The organism is Streptomyces sp. NPDC039480 (assembly GCF_055597165.1).
Genome location: NZ_JBVITX010000009.1, coordinates 361,171 through 379,438 on the forward strand (window position 1 = coordinate 361,171; position 18,268 = coordinate 379,438).

Genomic DNA, 18,268 nt, shown 5'->3' on the forward strand with positions numbered 1-18,268 from the left:
CCCCGACCGCCGACAGAGTCAGCCGTCCGGCTCCATGTCGTCCTCCTCGAAGACCAGCAACGTACGGGTGCTGAGCACTTCGGGGATGGACTGCAGCCGGGTGAGCACCAGCTCCCGCAGTGCGCGGTTGTCCGGCGTGTGCACCAGGAGCAGGACATCGAAGTCGCCGCTGACGAGCGCGATGTGGGAGGCCCCGGGGAGCGCGCGCAGATGCTCGCGCACCGTGCGCCAAGTGTTCTGGACGATCTTGAGCGTGATGTACGCGGACGCGCCCTGACCGGCGCGCTCGTGGTTGATCCGCGCGCCGAAACCCCGGATGACGCCGTCGTCGATGAGGCGGTTGATGCGCGCGTACGCGTTGGCCCGGGACACATGGACGCGCTCGGCCACGGAACGTATCGACGCGCGACCGTCCGTGTGCAGGATCTGCAGGATGTCGCGGTCTATGGCGTCCAGGGGGCGGGGATCCGGGATCGCCGGTTCGGGGACGCGGGGCTCTGGGGCACGGGTCTCGGAGGAACGCTCGGAGGGCCGCGGTTCAGGAATGCGGGGCTCCGGGAGCGCGCCGTCGTGGCCGTCGGCCATTCGTTCAGATGCCATGTCCCCCCGCCTCCCTACCATGGACGTACTGCGTCCATCCCAGGCTGTGCAGAACCGTTTGTCCACAGCCTGGAGGTGCCTGTAGCCAAAATGTGCCGTCGACCGAACAATCGGTAGGTGAGGCGCATCACGTCGGCGCGCCTCGTTTGCCCACTCCCACGAGGAGACCGCTTCCCCAGGAGGTGCCGTCATGACGGTCATGGAGCAGCGGGGTGCCTACCGGCCCGCCCCGCCCCCCGCTTGGCAGCCCAGGACCGACCCCGCGCCGCTGCTGCCGGATGCGGAGCCGTACCGCGTCCTCGGCACCCAGGCCGCCGAGAAGGCCGACCCGGGGCTGCTGCGCCGTCTCTACGGGGAACTGGTGCGCGGCCGTCGCTACAACACCCAGGCGACCGCCCTGACGAAGCAGGGCAGGCTGGCGGTCTACCCCTCCAGCACCGGTCAGGAGGCGTGCGAGGTCGCCGCGGCGCTCGTTCTGGAGGAGCGGGACTGGCTCTTCCCCAGTTACCGGGACACGCTCGCCGTCGTCGCCCGCGGCCTCGACCCCGCGGACGCGCTGACGCTGCTGCGCGGCGACTGGCACACCGGGTACGACCCGCGCGAGCACCGCATAGCGCCCCTGAGCACGCCTCTCGCGACGCAGCTCCCGCACGCCGTGGGACTCGCGCACGCCGCCCGGCTCAAGGGCGACGACGTCGTCGCGCTCGCCATGGTCGGCGACGGCGGCACCAGTGAGGGCGACTTCCACGAGGCACTGAACTTCGCGGCGGTGTGGCAGGCCCCCGTGGTCTTCCTCGTGCAGAACAACGGCTTCGCGATCTCCGTGCCGCTCGCCAAGCAGACCGCCGCCCCCTCCCTCGCCCACAAGGCCGTGGGGTACGGCATGCCGGGACGCCTGGTGGACGGCAACGACGCGGCGGCGATGCACGAAGTCCTGAGCGAAGCGGTCTCCCGCGCGCGGCGGGGCGGTGGTCCGACGCTCGTCGAGGCCGTGACGTACCGCATGGAAGCCCATACGAACGCCGACGATGCCACGCGTTACCGCCAGGACACCGACGTCGACGCCTGGCGTGACCACGACCCGATCCTGCTCCTGGAGCGGGAGTTGACGGAGCGCGGACTCCTGGACGACGAGACGAAGCGGCAGACGAGCGACGACGCCGAGGCCATGGCGGCCGACCTGCGCGAACGCATGAACCAGGACCCCACGCTCGACCCGATGGACCTCTTCACGCACGTCTACGCCGAGCAGACCACGCAACTGCGCGAGCAGGCGGCGCAGTTGCGGGCCGAACTGGAAGTGGCCTCGGAAGACGCCCAGGAGGAAACGCGATGACCACGGTCGCGGCGAGGCCCGCCACCAAACCGGCCACCATGGCGCAGGCGCTCGGGCGCGCGCTGCGGGACTCCATGGCCGCGGACCCGTCCGTGCACGTCCTCGGAGAGGACGTGGGAGCGCTCGGCGGTGTCTTCAGGGTCACCGACGGGCTCGCCAAGGAGTTCGGCGAGGACCGCTGCACGGACACGCCGCTGGCCGAGGCGGGCATTCTCGGCACGGCGGTCGGCATGGCGATGTACGGCCTGCGGCCCGTCGTCGAAATGCAGTTCGATGCCTTCGCGTATCCCGCCTTCGAGCAGCTGATCTCCCACGTGGCGCGGATGCGGAACCGCACGCGCGGCGCGATGCCGCTGCCCATCACCGTCCGCGTGCCCTACGGGGGCGGCATCGGCGGCGTCGAGCACCACAGCGATTCCTCCGAGGCGTACTACATCGCGACACCGGGCCTCCATGTCGTCACGCCGGCCACGGTCTCCGACGCCTACGGCCTGCTGCGCGCCTCCATCGCCTCCGACGACCCCGTCGTCTTCCTGGAGCCGAAGCGCCTGTACTGGTCCAAGGCCGACTGGAACCCGGAGGCACCGCAGAGCGTTGAACCGATAGGCCGCGCGGTCGTGCGGCGCACCGGGCGCAGCGCCACGCTCATCACGTACGGCCCGTCCGTGCCCGTCTGCTTGGAGGCGGCCGAGGCCGCCCGCGCCGAGGGCTGGGACCTCGAAGTGGTCGACCTGCGCTCCCTCGTGCCCTTCGACGACGAGACGGTCGCCGCATCCGTGCGGCGCACGGGTCGGGCGGTCGTCGTGCACGAGTCGGGGGGCTTCGGCGGCCCCGGCGGTGAGATCGCCGCGCGGGTCACCGAGCGGTGCTTCCACCACCTGGAGGCGCCGGTCCTGCGGGTCGCGGGCTTCGACATCCCGTATCCGCCGCCCATGCTGGAGAAGCACCATCTGCCCGGTGTCGACCGGATCCTGGACGCGGTCGCGCGGCTCCAGTGGGAGGCGGAAAGCTGATGGCCCCTGCTCTTGATGTGAACAGTATGGAATTCAAACTGCCCGACCTCGGGGAAGGGCTGACCGAGGCGGAGATCGTCCGCTGGCTCGTCGAGGTCGGTGACGTCGTCGCCGTGGACCAGCCGGTCGTCGAGGTCGAGACGGCCAAGGCGATGGTCGAGGTGCCATGCCCCTACGGAGGCGTGGTCACGGCTCGCTTCGGCGAGGAGGGCGTGGAACTGCCGGTAGGGGCACCGCTGTTGACGGTGGCGGTGGGTGCTCCGGCGGAGGCGGTCGGGTCCCGGGCTCCGGAGGAGCCCGCCGAGCGGGCACTGCAGACGGCCGCCGAGGAGTCCTCGGGGAACGTGCTGGTCGGGTACGGCACGGGGGCGGCGCCGGCGCGCCGCAGGAGGGTCCGGCCTGTCCAGCCGGTGCAGGCGGTGCACTCCGCTTCACCTGAGCCGTCCCAGGTCGAGGTCCTGGACGGTTCGGTTTCCCCGGCAGGTTCGGTCCCCTCGGACGGGCCCGTTCCGGTGATCTCTCCTCTCGTACGGAAGTTGGCGCGGGAGAACGGGGTCGAGCTGCGGCACCTGGTGGGTTCGGGCCCGGACGGGCTGATCACGCGGGCCGATGTCGAGTCGGCCATCGCCGCCAACAGGACCGCAGTGACCAAGGCGGCGGTCCGTGAGGACGACGAGCAGATCCGCGCGAAGCGGGCCGAGGCGCGCCGCCAGGTGGAGGCAGGTGAGGAGCCGCTTAAGGCGGGCCTCGAATCCCGTCACCCGCTGACCGGTATCCGGGGCCTGGTCGCGGACAAGATGGCCCGCAGCCGACGCGAGATACCGGAGGCGACCTGCTGGGTCGACGCCGACGCGACGGAGCTGCTGGCGGCCCGCAAGGCGATGAACGCGGCGATGACGGAACGCGACGGCAGCCAGAAGGTGTCGCTGCTGGCGTTGTTCGCCCGTATCAGCGTCGCCGCGCTGACCCGCTTCCCCCAGCTCAACTCCTCGGTGGACATGGAGGCGAGGGAGGTGCGGCAGTTCGCCGACATCCACCTCGGCTTCGCCGCGCAGACCCAGCGGGGGCTGGTCGTTCCCGTGGTGCGGCACTCCCAGTCGCGGTCGACGGAGTCGATCAACGCGGAGTTGATCCGGCTCACGGAGTGCGCGCGGGCGGGCTCGCTGACCCCCGGTGAGCTCACCGGAGGGACCTTCACGCTCAACAACTACGGGGTGTTCGGGGTCGACGGTTCCACGCCGATCATCAACCACCCCGAGGCGGCCATGCTCGGTGTGGGTCGGATCGTGCCCAAGCCGTGGGTACACCAGGGGGAGTTGGCGGTTCGGCACGTGGTGCAGCTGTCGCTCACCTTCGACCACCGGGTGTGCGACGGCGGTACGGCGGGCGGGTTCCTGCGCTATGTGGCGGACTGTGTCGAGCAGCCGGCGGTGTTGTTGCGGTCGGTGTGAGCAGGCCTTGCGTCCGCGTGACGCAAGCGCCTTTCCCCTAGGGCTTTTTTCAGGGGTGTCAATGATCCTTCGTGCGCCCATACTCGGAGGGTGACCACAAACGAGGCCGGGCCCTACGCCGAGGCCCGGCCGTACGCCGAGGCCGGGCCGTACGACGCCGTGGTGCTCGCCGGGGGCGGCGCCGCGCGGCTCGGCGGTGCGGACAAGCCGGGGGTGCGGGTCGGGGGCCGGACGTTGATCGACCGTGTCCTGGCCGCCTGTTCCGGTGCCTGGACCACCGTCGTCGTGGCCGCGCCGAGGCCGACCGGGCGGCCCGTGGTGTGGGCGCGCGAGGAGCCCGCGGGCGGCGGCCCTCTGGCCGCGCTCGACGCGGGGCTCCGGCACACCGTGGCGGAGCGCGTGGTGGTGCTCTCCGCCGACCTGCCGTTCCTGGGCGCGGAGACCGTACGAGGCCTGCTCGCCGCCCTCGACGAGAGCGGCGCGGACGGGGCGGTCCTCACCGACCCCGACGGCCGTGACCAGCCGCTCGTCGCGGCCTATCGGCGGGACGCCCTCCGGCGGGAGATCGCGGCGATCGCACATGACGCCGCTCACGCTGCTGTCGCCGCTCACGCCGGGAACGCCGCTGACGCCGCTGACGCCGCTGACGCCGCTCACGTCGGGAACGCCGCCCACGCCGCTCACGTCGGGAACGCCGCTGACGCCGCCCACGTCACTGAGGCCGGGAACACCGCTCACGCCGGGAACGCCGCTGATCCTCACAGGGAGACCCGTGCGCTCGTCGGGCTGCCGTTGCGGCGGCTCACCGCTCGGCTCGCCCTCACGCGGGTCGCCGATCCCGTCGCCGCTTTCGACTGCGACACCTGGGACGACATCGCCACCGCCCGGGCGCGCATCAGGGAGCATGGCAACGTGTTGGATGAATGGATTTCCGCAGTCAAGGACGAGCTGGGCATCGAGCTGGACGTCGACACCGGCGCCCTCCTCGACCTCGCTCGCGACGCCGCGCACGGTGTGGCCAGGCCGGCGGCACCGCTGACCACCTTCCTCGTCGGATACGCGGCGGCGCAGGCGGCCGCGCGGGCCTCCGCCACGGGTGGCGCGGCCGACGGCGCGGAGGCGGTGGCCGAGGCGACGCGCAAGGCCGTGGCGCTCGCGGCCCGCTGGGCGGACGAGGACCGGCAGGACGCGAAGCCCGACCCCTCCCATACGCCTCCGGACGCCGGATGACCGGGCAGCCCGCGCCGGACGCCGAGCTCGAAGAGGCGCTTGCCCTGGTGAACGGGGACCGCGCCGGGCACGCCGACGCCGCTTTCCGTTCGGCCTCCGCCTCCCAGGCAGCCTCCGCTGCGCCGGCATCGGCCTCGCCCTCCGCATCGGCATCAGCGTCACCCCCGGGGCGGGGGCCAGGACCGGGGCCGGGGCCGGGACCAGGGTCGAGCCCGAGGCCCGAGTCCGCCTCAGGGCCATGGTCGGCCGCATCCACCCCCGCCTCCCGGTCCGCCGACCCCACCACCCCCGCCCCCACCACCCCCGGCGACACCAAACACCGCGACATCACACCCTGGCCCGCCGCTCGCGCCCGTGCCGAGCGGGCCGTCCCCCGCCCCGGGAGCGAGCCCGTCCCCGCCCCCCTGGGCCGGGCCCTCGGTCTGATCCTCGCCGCGCCGCTCACCGCCCTGACGGACCTGCCGTCCTTCGACACCTCCGCCATGGACGGCTGGGTCGTCGCGGGCCCGGGCCCCTGGCACGTACGGGCCGACGGCCGGGCCGACGGCATCCTCGCCGGGCACGGCCGCCCCGAGGCGCTCACCGACGGAGAGGCCGTGCGCATCGCCACGGGCGCCCGCATCCCGCAGGACGCCACCGCGGTGCTGCGCAGCGAGCACGGCCGGACCGACGACAAGGGCAAGCTCCACGCCCTGCGCGCGGTCGTCCCCGGCCAGGACATCCGTCCGCGCGGCCAGGAGTGCCGCTCCGGAGACCACCTGCTGCCGGCCGGCGCCCTGGTGACGCCCGCCGTGCTCGGCCTGGCCGCCGCCGCCGGGTACGACACGCTGCCGGTGGTCCGCAGGCCTCGCGCCGAAGTCCTGGTCCTGGGCGACGAGTTGCTGACGGAGGGCCTCCCTCACGACGGCCTCATCCGGGACGCGCTCGGCCCCATGCTGCCGCCCTGGCTGCACTCCCTCGGTGCCGAAGTGACCGCTGTCCGGCGCCTCGGGGACGACGCCGAAGCCCTGCACCGGGCGATCACGGCGTCCACCGCCGAGCTGATCGTCACGACGGGCGGCACCGCGTCGGGACCGGTCGACCACGTGCACCCCACCCTGCGCCGCATCGGTGCCGACCTGCTCGTGGACGGGGTCGCGGTGCGGCCCGGGCACCCCATGCTGCTGGCCCGTATCCGGCCGGGACAGCACCTCGTCGGTCTGCCAGGGAACCCGCTCGCCGCCGTGTCCGGGCTGCTGACCCTCGCCGAGCCCCTGCTCCGCACGCTCTCCGGGCGCGTGTCCGGCTGCGGCGGCCCCTCGACGTACACCGCGCCCGTGCGCGACGCCGTCCAAGGGCACCCGTACGACACCCGCCTCGTCCCCGTCGCGCTGCGCGGCGACCTGGCCGTGCCGCTGCACTTCAACGGTCCGGCGATGCTGCGCGGCATCGCGGCGGCCGACGGGCTCGCGGTCGTGCCGCCCGGCGGGGCGCGCAGGGGACAGGAGTTGGAGGTCCTGGACCTGCCATGGGCGGTGCCGGATGTGGGCACGGGTGTGGACACCGATTTGTACGGTGGGCCGGTCGAAGTGGACGGGCCCGGCACCACAACTGGCACCCGCTCCCGTACCGGAGCCGAAGCAGCCGTAGACGACGGCGAGGAGCGTTTCACGTGAAACTTCCCGGGCATGACGCCATCGCGCGTCACCCCGACGAGCACCACGCGACCTACCGGATCAAACTGCCCCAGCGTGCGGTCGTACGGCCGTTGCGGCAGGTCACCCGGCGTCTCGCGATGGCGCTGTTGGTGCTCGCCCTGACGACGTTCCTCGTATGGATGGACCGCAGCGGGTACCACGACAACTCGGACCAGCACGTCGACTTCCTCGACTCCGCGTACTACGCGACGGTCACGCTCTCCACCACCGGTTACGGCGACATCGTCCCGTACAGCGACAGTGCCCGGCTCACCAACATCCTCCTGATCACGCCCCTGCGCGTGCTCTTCCTGATCATCCTGGTCGGCACCACCCTCGAAGTGCTCACGGAACGGACGCGCGAGGAATGGCGTCTGTCCCGCTGGAGGTCCAACTTGCGTGAACACACTGTTGTCGTCGGCTTCGGTACGAAGGGTCGCTCCGCGATCCAGACCGTCTGCGCCACCGGCCTGAAGCCGGACCAGATCGTGGTCGTCGACCCCAGCGCGAAGGTCGTCGACGCGGCCACGGCGGAGGGGTACGCGGGCGTCATCGGCGACGCGACGCGCAGCGACGTGCTGCTCCGCGCCGAGGTGCAGCGGGCCCGCCAGATCATCATCGCGACCCAGCGCGACGACACGGCGGTGCTGGTCGCCCTCACCGCGCGTCAGCTGAACCGCGGGGCGAAGATCGTGGCGGCGGTCCGCGAGGAGGAGAACGCGCCGCTGCTCCGCCAGTCCGGCGCGGACGCCGTGATCACCAGCGCCAGTGCGGCGGGGCGGCTGCTCGGGCTCTCCGTGCTCAGCCCGAGCGCGGGCATGGTCATGGAGGACCTGATCCAGCAGGGCAGCGGGCTCGATCTCGTCGAGCGGCCGGTGATAAAGGCCGAGGTGGGCCGCAGCGTGCGGGAGACGGACGACCTGGTGGTGAGCGTCGTACGCGGGCACCGGGTCCTCGGTTACGACGATCCGGCGGTCGGCAAGCTGCAGTTGACGGACCGTCTGATCACCATCGTCCGCGCCTCCCCCGGCACGACGGTCGCCCCGGACCTGAAGCCCCTGCCACCGAACTGACATGGCCACTACGGCCACCACGGCCACCACGGCCGCCCCGGACCGAAGCCACTGCCACCGACCTGCCGCTGCCCTGCCACCGACCGGCCACGGCCCGCCACGCCCCGACGCCGACGGGTGCGTGCCGAATGCGGGAGTGGGCGACGCGAGTAGCCTCGGCCGTATGTATGCGATCACGATTCCCGAACCCGGTGGTCCTGAAGCGCTCGTCTGGGCCGAGGTGTCCGACCCCGTGCCCGGTGAGGGCGAGGTGCTCGTCGACGTGGTGGCGAGCGCTGTGAACCGCGCCGATCTGCTGCAGCGGCAGGGGTTCTACAACCCGCCGCCCGGCGCCTCCCCGTATCCCGGCCTTGAGTGCTCGGGCCGGATCGCCGCGCTTGGCCCCGGCGTCTCCGGCTGGGCGGTCGGCGACGAGGTGTGCGCGCTGCTCTCCGGCGGCGGATACGCGGAGCGGGTCGTCGTGCCTGCCGGTCAGCTGATGCCCGTGCCCGATGGCGTCGACCTCGTCACGGCGGCCGCGCTGCCCGAGGTGACCTCGACGGTCTGGTCCAACGTCTTCATGATCGCCCACCTGCGGCCGGGCGAGACGCTGCTGGCGCACGGTGGTTCCAGCGGCATCGGCACCATGGCGATCCAGCTCGCCAAGGCCGTCGGCGCGAAGGTCGCCGTGACGGCGGGCACCAAGGAGAAGCTCGCGTTCTGCGGTGATCTCGGGGCGGACGTCCTCATCAACTACCGCGAGCAGGACTTCGTCGAGGAGATCGAGCGGGCCACGGGCGGGGCGGGCGCGGACGTCATCCTCGACAACATGGGCGCGAAGTACCTGGACCGGAACGTCAAGGCCCTCGCCGTCAACGGCAGGCTCGCCATCATCGGCATGCAGGGCGGCGCCAAGGGCGAGCTGAACATCGGCGCGCTCCTCAACAAGCGGGGCGCCGTCACCGCGACCTCCCTGCGCGGTCGCCCGGCCGCCGAGAAGGCGTCCATCGTCGCGGCGGTGCGGGAGCACGTGTGGCCGCTGATCGGCGGGGGCCATGTGCGGCCCATCGTCGACCGGACGGTGCCGATGAGCGACGCGGCGGCGGCGCACCGGGTCCTGGAGGAGAGCAGCCACATCGGCAAGGTGCTCCTCACCCGGTAGCCCCTTGGCCGCAAGGCCAAGTGCCCTCGGTCGCCGTGCCGAGATGCTGGGTCGCCGTGCCGAGATGCCGGGGCGCCGGGTCGCCGTGCCGAGATGCCGGGTCGCCGGGTCGAGATGCCGGATTCATAGCGCCATGTGACGCTTGATGCTGATGCAGTGATCCTTCTTGATCTCGGCGGCCCGGCCTTGATCTCGGCGACCCGGCAGCGGGAGGGGGTCAGCTCGATGCAGGCTTCCTGGGCGATCCGTCGCCCCGTCCGCCCCATCCTCCTCGTCGCGGCGCTCTGCGCGGTCCTGGCGGCGGTCTTCCCCGGCCTCGTCTCGTACGCGGCCGACGCCCCGCCCCGGCGCCCCGTCACCAGCGTCGACGAGACGTCCCGTGCCGGGAGCCGTCCGGGCGAGGGCCGTGAGCGGCCCGGGCGGGCCCAGCCGCTGCCCCCCGACCTGCCGCCCCGCCCCTACACCCCGCCCCGGATCCCCCCGCCCCCGCAGCAGCCGATGCCGACTCCGGCGGCGCACCGGGACTCTGCGTTCGAGCCCGCGGGACAGCCGCCCGTCGGGCCCGTCCTGCCGAACCTCCGCGTCCTGCCCCTCGGCGCGGGCCTGGTCCTCATCGGCCTCGGCCTCGGCTTCCTCGGGCTGCGGCTGCGCCGCGGCTGAGGGTGGATCAGTCCCGAACGGGGGCACCACCGATGTGTGATGTACGCGTGCGAGAGAATGGCGGCATGGAGATGCCGAGGAACGAACGGTCGCCGGAGAGCCCCCAGGTCCTGGTCGTGGGCCAGGACGGAATGGCTCTCGGTGGTGGCGGAGACGACGAATCCCGCGAGGTCCCGGTGACGGAGATGGTCGAACAGCCGGCCAAGGTGATGCGCATCGGCAGCATGATCAAGCAGCTGCTCGAGGAGGTGCGGGCGGCTCCTCTCGACGAGGCGAGCCGGGTCCGCCTCAAGGAGATCCACGCGAGCTCGGTCAAGGAGCTGGAGGACGGCCTCGCCCCCGAGCTGGTCGAGGAGCTGGAGCGGCTCTCCCTGCCCTTCACCGAGGAGGCGACGCCGAGCGACGCGGAGCTGCGGATCGCGCAGGCTCAGCTGGTCGGCTGGCTGGAAGGCCTCTTCCACGGGATTCAGACGACGCTGTTCGCGCAGCAGATGGCGGCGCGGGCCCAGCTGGAGTCGATGCGCAGGGCGCTGCCGCCGGGTGTGGGTGGCGGCGACGACGAGGACGAGAGCGGCGGCATCGCGGGCCGCACGGGAGGCCCGTACCTGTAGTCGGCCCACCCGCCCGCACGTCCGAACAGTGACGCCGAGGGGCTCGGTGCACACGCACGAACAGCTACGCCGAGGGGCTCGGTACGCATCCCGCGTACCGAGCCCCTCGGCGTAGAAGAGTGAGCGGAACCCGCGCTACGCCGGGTTGCCCGTCGAGACGTCGAACTGGATCTCCAGGCCCTTCGGGTCGACCTCCGTGCCTTCCTTCGGGGTCTGCCGCATGATCGTGTCCTCGCCGTAGGCGTTCTCGTCGACCTTGCGCTTGTCGAAGCTCCAGCCGGCCGCCTGCAGGCACGAGAGGGCGGACTGCCAGTCCTTGAACGTGAAGTCCGGGACCTTGATCTTTTCCTCGTCGTTGTAGCCCACGTCGGGCTCGGTGCACTCGTCGGTTTCCATCGTCATGTTCCGGTTGGGGCCCTTGTGCCCCGCCACCGGCTGCTTCGACTTGTCGTCGGAGGCTTCCTTGCCGCCGTCGTCACCGCCGCTGAGCGAGACGGCGGTGATCAGGCCGCCGATGGCGAGGAGGGCGACGACGATCGAGCCGACGATCACCGGCATGTTCTTGCGCTTGCCGCCACCTCGGCCGCCCGAGGACGGGGACGTCGCCGTGGCCGGCTGCGGCGAGATGTTGTACGGCGGCGGGGTGTGCGCGCCCTGCTGCGGGGCGTACGCGTTGGTGGGCGAGGGGGTCTGGTAGCCGCCCTGCTGCGGGTAGCCGTAACCGGGCGTCGGGGTCGGCGCGGGCGTCGGCGTCGACGGGCCGTACTGCCCCGACTGCCCCTGCTGTCCCGGCTGACCCGGCTGGTACGGCGTCTGGACGCCGCCGGTCTGCTGCGGCAGCGAGGCGTCGACCGGCGGGAACACCGCGGAACCGACGCCCGCGCCGCTCGACGTCTGCGCGCCCGGCACGATGCTGGGGGCCGCCGCCTGGAAGGACTGGGCGACGCGCAGGCACTCGTCGCGCATGGCCTCGGCGGTCGGGAAGCGCTCGTTCGGGTTCTTCTTCAGCGCGCGGGCGACGATCGCGTCCACCGCGGGCGGCAGGGAACGGTTGATCGAGGAGGGGGCGACCGGCTCCTCCTGGACGTGCGCGTACGCGATGGCCAGCGGCGAGTCCGCCTCGAACGGCAGCCGGCCGGTGGTCAGCTGGAACAGCATGATGCCGACGGAGTACAGGTCGGAGCGCGCGTCGACGCCGCGGCCGAGCGCCTGCTCCGGGGAGAGGTACTGCGGGGTGCCGACGACCATGCCGGTCTGCGTCATGGAGGTGACGCCGGACTGCATGGCACGGGCGATGCCGAAGTCCATGACCTTCACGACGTTGCGCTTGGTCATCATGACGTTGCCCGGCTTGATGTCGCGGTGGACCAGGCCCATCTCGTGGCTGATCTCCAGCGCGGCCAGCACATCGGCGGTGATCTTCAGAGCCTGGTCGGTGGGCATCGCGCCGAACTGCGTGACGGACGCGTCGAGCACGGAGCCGAGCGGCTTGCCCTCGACGTACTCCATGACGATGTACGGCATGGTCGTGCCGTCGAGGTCGTCCTCACCGGTGTCGAAGACCGACACGATGTTCGTGTGAGTGAGCTTCGCCACCGACTGGGCCTCGCGGCGGAAGCGCTCGCGGAAGGACTGTTCACGGCCGAGCTCGGTGTGCAGCGTCTTGATCGCCACGTGGCGGTCGAGCACGGTGTCGTAGGCGAGGTGCACCGACGCCATGCCGCCCTCGCCGAGCAGATCGCGCAGTTGGTAGCGGCCACCGGCCAGCGAACGCCCCGCGTACCGCCCCTGTGCGCCGTCCTGGCTGCTCATCTCGTGCGTCCCCCATTGGCGCGGCCGCCGGACGGCTCCGCGGCTGGTGATCGATAACCGCTATTCCAGGCCAAGTCTGCCCGAGGACGATGACGCGTCAAGCTCGGTGCCCGTTCCGTGACCGTACGCGCAAGAAGCGTCTCGGAAGCGTTACAAGTTTGCGCGCGGGACCCGGGGACGGCTTTGATGTCCGGTCCACCTCGAACCGGCGGGTGGCGCGAAGGCTGTAGCGTGGCCCGTCGGAGTACCCCGTACCGCGACGTACTCAGTACCAAGTACCACGACCAGAAACGACGGCGAGGACTGATGGCACAGACGCAGCGCGCTCAGGGCCCGTCCGACCCCGAGGCGACTGGCGGCGGTATGTCAGACGCGCCTGAATTGTGGGGCAACGGCGGGCTTGTGGGTGACGGCCGGTACCGGCTGACGCACAGACTCGGCCGGGGCGGCATGGCCGAGGTCTTCGCCGCCGAGGACGTACGTCTCGGGCGTACGGTCGCGGTCAAGCTGCTCCGCTCCGACCTCGCCGAGGACCCGGTCTCCAAGGCCCGTTTCACGCGCGAGGCGCAGTCCGTCGCCGGTCTCAACCACCACGCCGTGGTCGCGGTGTACGACTCCGGTGAAGACGTCGTCGGGCCGAGCGTCGTCCCGTACATCGTCATGGAGATCGTCGAGGGCCGGACGATCCGCGAGCTGCTGCTCAACGCGGAGGCGCCGGGTCCGGAGCAGGCTCTGATCATCGTGTCGGGTGTGCTCGAGGCGCTGGCGTATTCGCACCAGCACGGCATCGTGCACCGCGACATCAAGCCCGCGAACGTGATCATCACCAACACCGGTGCGGTGAAGGTGATGGACTTCGGCATCGCGCGCGCCCTGCACGGTGCGCAGTCGACGATGACGCAGACCGGCATGGTCATGGGCACGCCCCAGTACCTGTCGCCCGAGCAGGCGCTCGGCAAGGCCGTCGACCACCGGTCCGACCTGTACGCGACCGGCTGTCTCCTCTACGAGCTGCTCGCGCTGCGGCCCCCGTTCACCGGTGAGACGCCGCTCTCCGTGGTCTACCAGCACGTCCAGGACCAGGCCGTGCCGCCGTCCGAGGTCTCGGACGCGGCGCCGCCGGAGCTGGACGGGCTCGTCATGCGCTCCCTCGCGAAGGACCCGGACGACCGGTTCCAGACCGCCGAGGAGATGCGCGGCCTCGTCCAGTACGGGCTCCAGATGCTGAACGAGCAGGGCAGCCACACGGGCACCTGGAACACCGGGCCCGTCGAGACGCACGAGGGCGGCCGCACCCCCGCCATGGGCGTCGCGGGCACCACCGCGATGGCGCACCCGGACTCCGGGACCGCGCAGATCCCGAGCCCCATGCTGCGTCCGCCGGGCGACGACGGCGGCTTCGACGGCGGGCCGCGCGGCGGCAGGGGCGGCCGCGGCAAGATGCTGCTCTTCGTCGTGCTCGCGATCATCGCGATCGCGGTGGGCGTCGCGTTCGCGCTGAGCGCGACCGACAACAAGGAGAAGAAGGACCCGCCGAAGACTCCCGCGACGAAGCAGTCGCAGTCGAAGGAGCCGAGCAAGAGCGCGGACGAGAAGACGTCGGACGAGACGGCGGACCCGGGCACCGGCACCGGCGGCGAGACGGACTACGACCCGCCGACGAACCAGCCGACCAACCCGACAGGACCGACGGGCAACCCGTCCCGGCCGACCGACGACCCGACGCAGCCCACCCAGGATCCGACGCAGCCCACCGAGGACCCGACGACGCCCACCCAGGACCCGACGGAGCCCTCCCAGGACCCGACGCCGCCGGAGGGCGACGACGAGGGTGCCGAGAACGGCGGGGGCGACAACGGGGGCGGCGGTCTCTGACCCCCTGCGGCGGCCCGGGGTCTACAGCACGTGCTGAAGGTGCCGGTCCTCGCCCGCCCGCAGGGTGTGGACCGTGCAGAACTGCGGCTCGATGCGCAGGTAGACCGGGTCGAAGAGTTCGCCGTCCACGAAGCGCGGCCCGCGGCCGAAGAGCTCCAGTTCCGCCGCGGTCGGCTCGACCGCCTCGCAGAGGCCGACGAGCTGCACGGTCCAGCGGAGGTCGCGCACGGTCGTCGTATTGAGGTTGTCCGCGCCGTACGCGACGACGCTGCCGGCGCAGGCCTGGTGGTAGCCGTATCCACGGTGCATGCGGAGCAGCACCTTCCGGTCCACCACGATGTGCCGGGACGCCGCGAGGAAGGGCAGCGCGCGCATGCTGGTCGCCACTCGGCCGTAGTCGGTGCGGCCGAGCAGTTCGAGGGCGAGCTCGTCATCGGTGGGCATTTCCCCACCATGGTTCACGGGCGGGGCGCAGGAAAAGAGGACCCCGCCCTCATGAACCGGGGACGTAAGTCCCTGGCCAAGCCGTCCGACCCGCCGGGTCACCTGCTCAGTGCTGCTTCTCCGCCTGCATGCGCGCCACATAGGCGGCCGCCTGGGAGCGGCGCTCCATGCCCAGCTTGGACAGCAGGCTGGAGACGTAATTCTTGATCGTCTTCTCGGCCAGGTGCAGCCGCTCGCCGATCACGCGGTTGGTCAGACCCTCGCCGATCAGGTCGAGGATCTTCCGCTCCTGGTCGGTGAGGTTGGCGAGACGGTCGTCGCCCTTGGCGTTGTTGCCGTCGCGCAGCCGCTCCAGGACCCGGGCCGTGGCGACGGGGTCGAGCAGGGACTTGCCGGCGGCGACGTCCCGCACGGCGCTGAGGAGCTCATTGCCGCGGATCGCCTTGAGGACATATCCGGAGGCACCGGCCATGATCGCGTCGAAGAGGGCCTCGTCGTCGGCGAACGAGGTGAGCATCAGACACTTGATGTCCTCGTTCTGCGAACGGATCTCGCGGCACACCTCCACACCGCTGCCGTCCGGCAGGCGCACGTCGAGCACGGCCACGTCGGGCCGGGTCGCGGGGATCCTGACCAGGGCGTCTGCCGCGGTGCCGGCCTCGCCGACGACCTCGATGTCGGACTCCACGGAGAGCAGCTCATGGACTCCACGGCGGACCACTTCATGGTCGTCGAGGAGGAAAACCGTAATTTTTCCGTCTTCGCGCACGGAGCCAGTCTCACACACGATCTCTTCGGGTGCCCGGGCGGAACCCTTCCAATGCCCGGGGTGGCCGGGATAACGTGCCGGTGTTCCGGCCCCCTGCCAGGCTGTGATCAGTGCTGTGACCAGGAAGTGTTCCCGACTTTCTCGATTTACTCGGAAATCCAAGCAGTCGGATACTTGGAAATCCAAGCAAATTCGCAGGTCAGATGGGGTTTCACAGAATTGGGACGCACTGGGTAACGTGCTTTGTGCAGGGCGTTCGCCGGGACACCTGTCACGCCTGTTTCCCGGCTGAGTCGCACCCACCCCGTGCGCGGGCACGGACCAGGCGAGCCGTACTGGCTTTCCCGGTAACCCCGGGGGCCGGACCGACGGAGGAGCACACGTGACCGTGGAGAGCACCGCCGCGCGCAAACCGCGCCGCAGCACGACGAGCGGCGGCAAGCGCGCAAGCGCCAAGAAGCCCGCGCCGCAGAAAAGCACGGAGCCCGAGCTCGTACAACTGCTGACGCCCGAGGGCAAGCGGGTCAAGAACGCGAAGAACGCGGTGTACGACGCGTACGTCGCCGACATCACCGCCGAGGAACTGCGCGGGCTCTACCGCGACATGGTCCTCACCCGCCGCTTCGACGCCGAGGCCACCTCCCTCCAGCGCCAGGGCGAGCTGGGCCTGTGGGCCTCGCTGCTCGGCCAGGAGGCCGCCCAGATCGGTTCCGGCCGGGCCACCCGCGACGACGACTACGTGTTCCCCACGTACCGCGAGCACGGGGTCGCCTGGTGCCGCGGGGTCGACCCGACGAACCTGCTCGGCATGTTCCGCGGCGTGAACAACGGCGGCTGGGACCCGAACAGCAACAATTTCCACCTGTACACGATCGTCATCGGCTCGCAGACCCTGCACGCCACCGGCTACGCGATGGGCGTGGCCAAGGACGGCGCGGACTCGGCCGTGATCGCGTACTTCGGAGACGGCGCTTCCAGCCAGGGCGACGTGGCCGAATCGTTCACCTTCTCCGCGGTCTACAACGCCCCGGTCGTGTTCTTCTGCCAGAACAACCAGTGGGCGATCTCCGAGCCCACCGAGAAGCAGACCCGGGTGCCGCTCTACCAGCGCGCGCAGGGCTACGGCTTCCCCGGTGTGCGGGTCGACGGCAATGACGTGCTGGCCTGTCTCGCGGTCACCAAGTGGGCGCTGGAGCGGGCGCGCGCGGGCGAGGGCCCGGCGCTGATCGAGGCGTTCACCTACCGCATGGGCGCGCACACCACGTCCGACGACCCGAGCAAGTACCGCAACGACGACGAGCGGGTGGCCTGGGAGGCCAAGGACCCGATTCTGCGGCTGCGGGCCTACCTCGAGTCCGAAGGTCACGCGGATGAGGGATTTTTCGCGGAACTCGACGACGAGAGCGAAGCGTTGGGCAAGCGAGTGCGAGAGGTGGTGCGGGCGATGCCGGATCCGGATCTGATGGCGATCTTCGAGAACGCCTATGCGGACGGGCACGCGCTCGTGGACGAGGAGCGCGCCCAGTTCGCCGCCTATCAGGCGTCGTTCGCGGACGCCCCCGCGGGCGGGGAGGGCAAGTAACCATGGCTGTCCAGAAACTTCCCATCGCCAAGGCGATCAACGAATCGCTGCGCACCGCGCTGGAGAACGACCCGAAGGTCCTCATCATGGGTGAGGACGTCGGCAAGCTCGGCGGCGTCTTCCGCGTCACGGACGGGCTGCAGAAGGACTTCGGCGAGGAGCGGGTCATCGACACCCCGCTCGCCGAGTCCGGCATCGTCGGCACTGCCATCGGCCTCGCGCTGCGCGGGTACCGCCCGGTGGTGGAGATCCAGTTCGACGGCTTCGTCTTCCCGGCGTACGACCAGATCGTCACCCAGCTCGCGAAGATGCACGCCCGCGCGCTCGGCAAGATCAAGATGCCGGTCGTCATCCGCATTCCGTACGGCGGCGGGATCGGCGCGGTCGAGCACCACAGCGAGTCGCCCGAGGCGCTCTTCGCGCACGTGGCGGGCCTGAAGGTGGTCTCTCCGTCGAACTCGGCGGATGCCTACTGGATGATGCAGCAGGCCATCCAGAGCGACGACCCGGTGATCTTCTTCGAGCCGAAGCGGCGGTACTGGGACAAGAGCGAGGTCGACAAGGACGCCTTCCCCGGCCCCCTGCACAAGGCCGTCGTCGCCCGCGAGGGCAGCGACCTCACGCTCGCGGCGTACGGCCCGATGGTGAAGGTCTGCCTGGAGGCGGCCGCGGCCGCCGAGGAGGAGGGCAAGTCCCTGGAGGTCGTGGACCTGCGCTCCATGTCGCCGATCGACTTCGACACCGTGCAGGCCTCGGTCGAGAAGACGCGGCGGCTCGTCGTCGTGCACGAGGCCCCGGTCTTCCTGGGCACGGGCGCGGAGATCGCGGCGCGCATCACCGAGCGGTGCTTCTACCACCTGGAGGCGCCCGTGCTCAGGGTCGGCGGCTATCACGCGCCGTATCCGCCGGCGCGGCTCGAGGAGGAGTACCTGCCGGGCCTCGACAGGGTGCTCGACGCCGTCGACCGCTCGCTGGCGTACTGAGGGGGAGAGGGT

Annotated in this window: 16 protein-coding genes; 12 read left to right on the forward strand and 4 right to left on the reverse strand. The window is 71.2% G+C overall.

Going from position 1 to position 18,268, the window contains the following annotated elements:
* Window positions 1-18 precede the first annotated feature (18 nt).
* Window positions 19-600, reverse strand: coding sequence for an Lrp/AsnC family transcriptional regulator (locus tag ACZ56E_RS27910; protein WP_471218308.1), 582 nt, complete (start codon window positions 598-600; stop codon window positions 19-21).
* Window positions 601-790: 190 nt separating this feature from the next.
* Here ACZ56E_RS27910 and pdhA (ACZ56E_RS27915) point away from each other — a divergent pair, with 190 nt between their 5' ends.
* From pdhA (ACZ56E_RS27915) to ACZ56E_RS27955, 9 genes are all read left to right on the forward strand, one after another.
* Entirely contained in the window at window positions 791-1,936 is a 1,146-nt protein-coding gene (pdhA, locus tag ACZ56E_RS27915; protein ID WP_471218310.1) for a pyruvate dehydrogenase (acetyl-transferring) E1 component subunit alpha, read from the forward strand.
* Window positions 1,933-2,949, forward strand: coding sequence for an alpha-ketoacid dehydrogenase subunit beta (locus ACZ56E_RS27920; RefSeq protein WP_471218312.1), 1,017 nt, complete (start codon window positions 1,933-1,935; stop codon window positions 2,947-2,949). The genes pdhA (ACZ56E_RS27915) and ACZ56E_RS27920 overlap by 4 nt, the downstream gene beginning before the upstream one ends.
* A 26-nt stretch (window positions 2,950-2,975) precedes the next feature.
* Window positions 2,976-4,400 carry a dihydrolipoamide acetyltransferase family protein gene (locus ACZ56E_RS27925; RefSeq protein WP_471218314.1) on the forward strand — a complete coding sequence of 475 codons (1,425 nt, stop codon included), beginning with the start codon at window positions 2,976-2,978 and terminating at the stop codon, window positions 4,398-4,400.
* A 162-nt stretch (window positions 4,401-4,562) separates the two neighbouring features.
* The gene (locus ACZ56E_RS27930; protein WP_471218408.1) at window positions 4,563-5,630 is read left to right on the forward strand and encodes an NTP transferase domain-containing protein; all 1,068 of its coding nucleotides are present in this window, start codon (window positions 4,563-4,565) and stop codon (window positions 5,628-5,630) included.
* Window positions 5,627-7,285 (forward strand): molybdopterin molybdotransferase MoeA, encoded by a 1,659-nt coding sequence (locus ACZ56E_RS27935; protein WP_471218315.1) that lies wholly within the window; start codon window positions 5,627-5,629, stop codon window positions 7,283-7,285. Before ACZ56E_RS27930 ends, ACZ56E_RS27935 begins: the two co-directional genes overlap by 4 nt.
* Entirely contained in the window at window positions 7,282-8,379 is a 1,098-nt protein-coding gene (locus tag ACZ56E_RS27940; protein WP_471218316.1) for a potassium channel family protein, read from the forward strand. The genes ACZ56E_RS27935 and ACZ56E_RS27940 overlap by 4 nt, the downstream gene beginning before the upstream one ends.
* A 163-nt stretch (window positions 8,380-8,542) precedes the next feature.
* Window positions 8,543-9,520 (forward strand): NAD(P)H-quinone oxidoreductase, encoded by a 978-nt coding sequence (locus tag ACZ56E_RS27945; RefSeq protein ID WP_471218318.1) that lies wholly within the window; start codon window positions 8,543-8,545, stop codon window positions 9,518-9,520.
* A gap of 156 nt (window positions 9,521-9,676) precedes the next feature.
* Window positions 9,677-10,180, forward strand: a complete 504-nt coding sequence (locus tag ACZ56E_RS27950) for a hypothetical protein (RefSeq protein ID WP_471218320.1) — start codon at window positions 9,677-9,679, stop codon at window positions 10,178-10,180.
* Between the two features lie 65 nt (window positions 10,181-10,245).
* Complete coding sequence (locus ACZ56E_RS27955; protein WP_362988142.1) at window positions 10,246-10,791, forward strand: bacterial proteasome activator family protein; 546 nt, start codon at window positions 10,246-10,248, stop codon at window positions 10,789-10,791.
* A gap of 135 nt (window positions 10,792-10,926) precedes the next feature.
* On the opposite strand, the gene ACZ56E_RS27960 is transcribed toward ACZ56E_RS27955, so the two are convergent.
* On the reverse strand, window positions 10,927-12,603 hold the full coding sequence (locus ACZ56E_RS27960; RefSeq protein WP_471218322.1) for a protein kinase domain-containing protein: 1,677 nt from the start codon (window positions 12,601-12,603) through the stop codon (window positions 10,927-10,929).
* A 306-nt stretch (window positions 12,604-12,909) separates the two neighbouring features.
* Between ACZ56E_RS27960 and ACZ56E_RS27965 the strand changes: the two genes are divergently transcribed.
* Window positions 12,910-14,478, forward strand: coding sequence for a protein kinase domain-containing protein (locus tag ACZ56E_RS27965; protein ID WP_471218324.1), 1,569 nt, complete (start codon window positions 12,910-12,912; stop codon window positions 14,476-14,478).
* A gap of 21 nt (window positions 14,479-14,499) precedes the next feature.
* Here the strand turns inward: ACZ56E_RS27965 and ACZ56E_RS27970 are convergent, their stop codons facing one another.
* Both ACZ56E_RS27970 and ACZ56E_RS27975 read right to left on the reverse strand, forming a co-directional pair.
* Window positions 14,500-14,922, reverse strand: a complete 423-nt coding sequence (locus ACZ56E_RS27970; protein WP_471218326.1) for a pyridoxamine 5'-phosphate oxidase family protein — start codon at window positions 14,920-14,922, stop codon at window positions 14,500-14,502.
* A 106-nt stretch (window positions 14,923-15,028) separates the two neighbouring features.
* Window positions 15,029-15,691: a response regulator gene (locus ACZ56E_RS27975; RefSeq protein ID WP_468607378.1), complete on the reverse strand. Its 663-nt coding sequence runs from the start codon at window positions 15,689-15,691 to the stop codon at window positions 15,029-15,031.
* Window positions 15,692-16,073: 382 nt separating this feature from the next.
* On the opposite strand from ACZ56E_RS27975, the gene pdhA (ACZ56E_RS27980) reads away from it, so the two are divergent.
* Window positions 16,074-17,273, forward strand: a complete 1,200-nt coding sequence (gene pdhA, locus ACZ56E_RS27980) for a pyruvate dehydrogenase (acetyl-transferring) E1 component subunit alpha (RefSeq protein WP_471218327.1) — start codon at window positions 16,074-16,076, stop codon at window positions 17,271-17,273.
* 2 nt (window positions 17,274-17,275) lie between these two features.
* On the forward strand, window positions 17,276-18,256 hold the full coding sequence (locus tag ACZ56E_RS27985) for an alpha-ketoacid dehydrogenase subunit beta (protein ID WP_468607382.1): 981 nt from the start codon (window positions 17,276-17,278) through the stop codon (window positions 18,254-18,256).
* Window positions 18,257-18,268 lie beyond the last annotated feature (12 nt).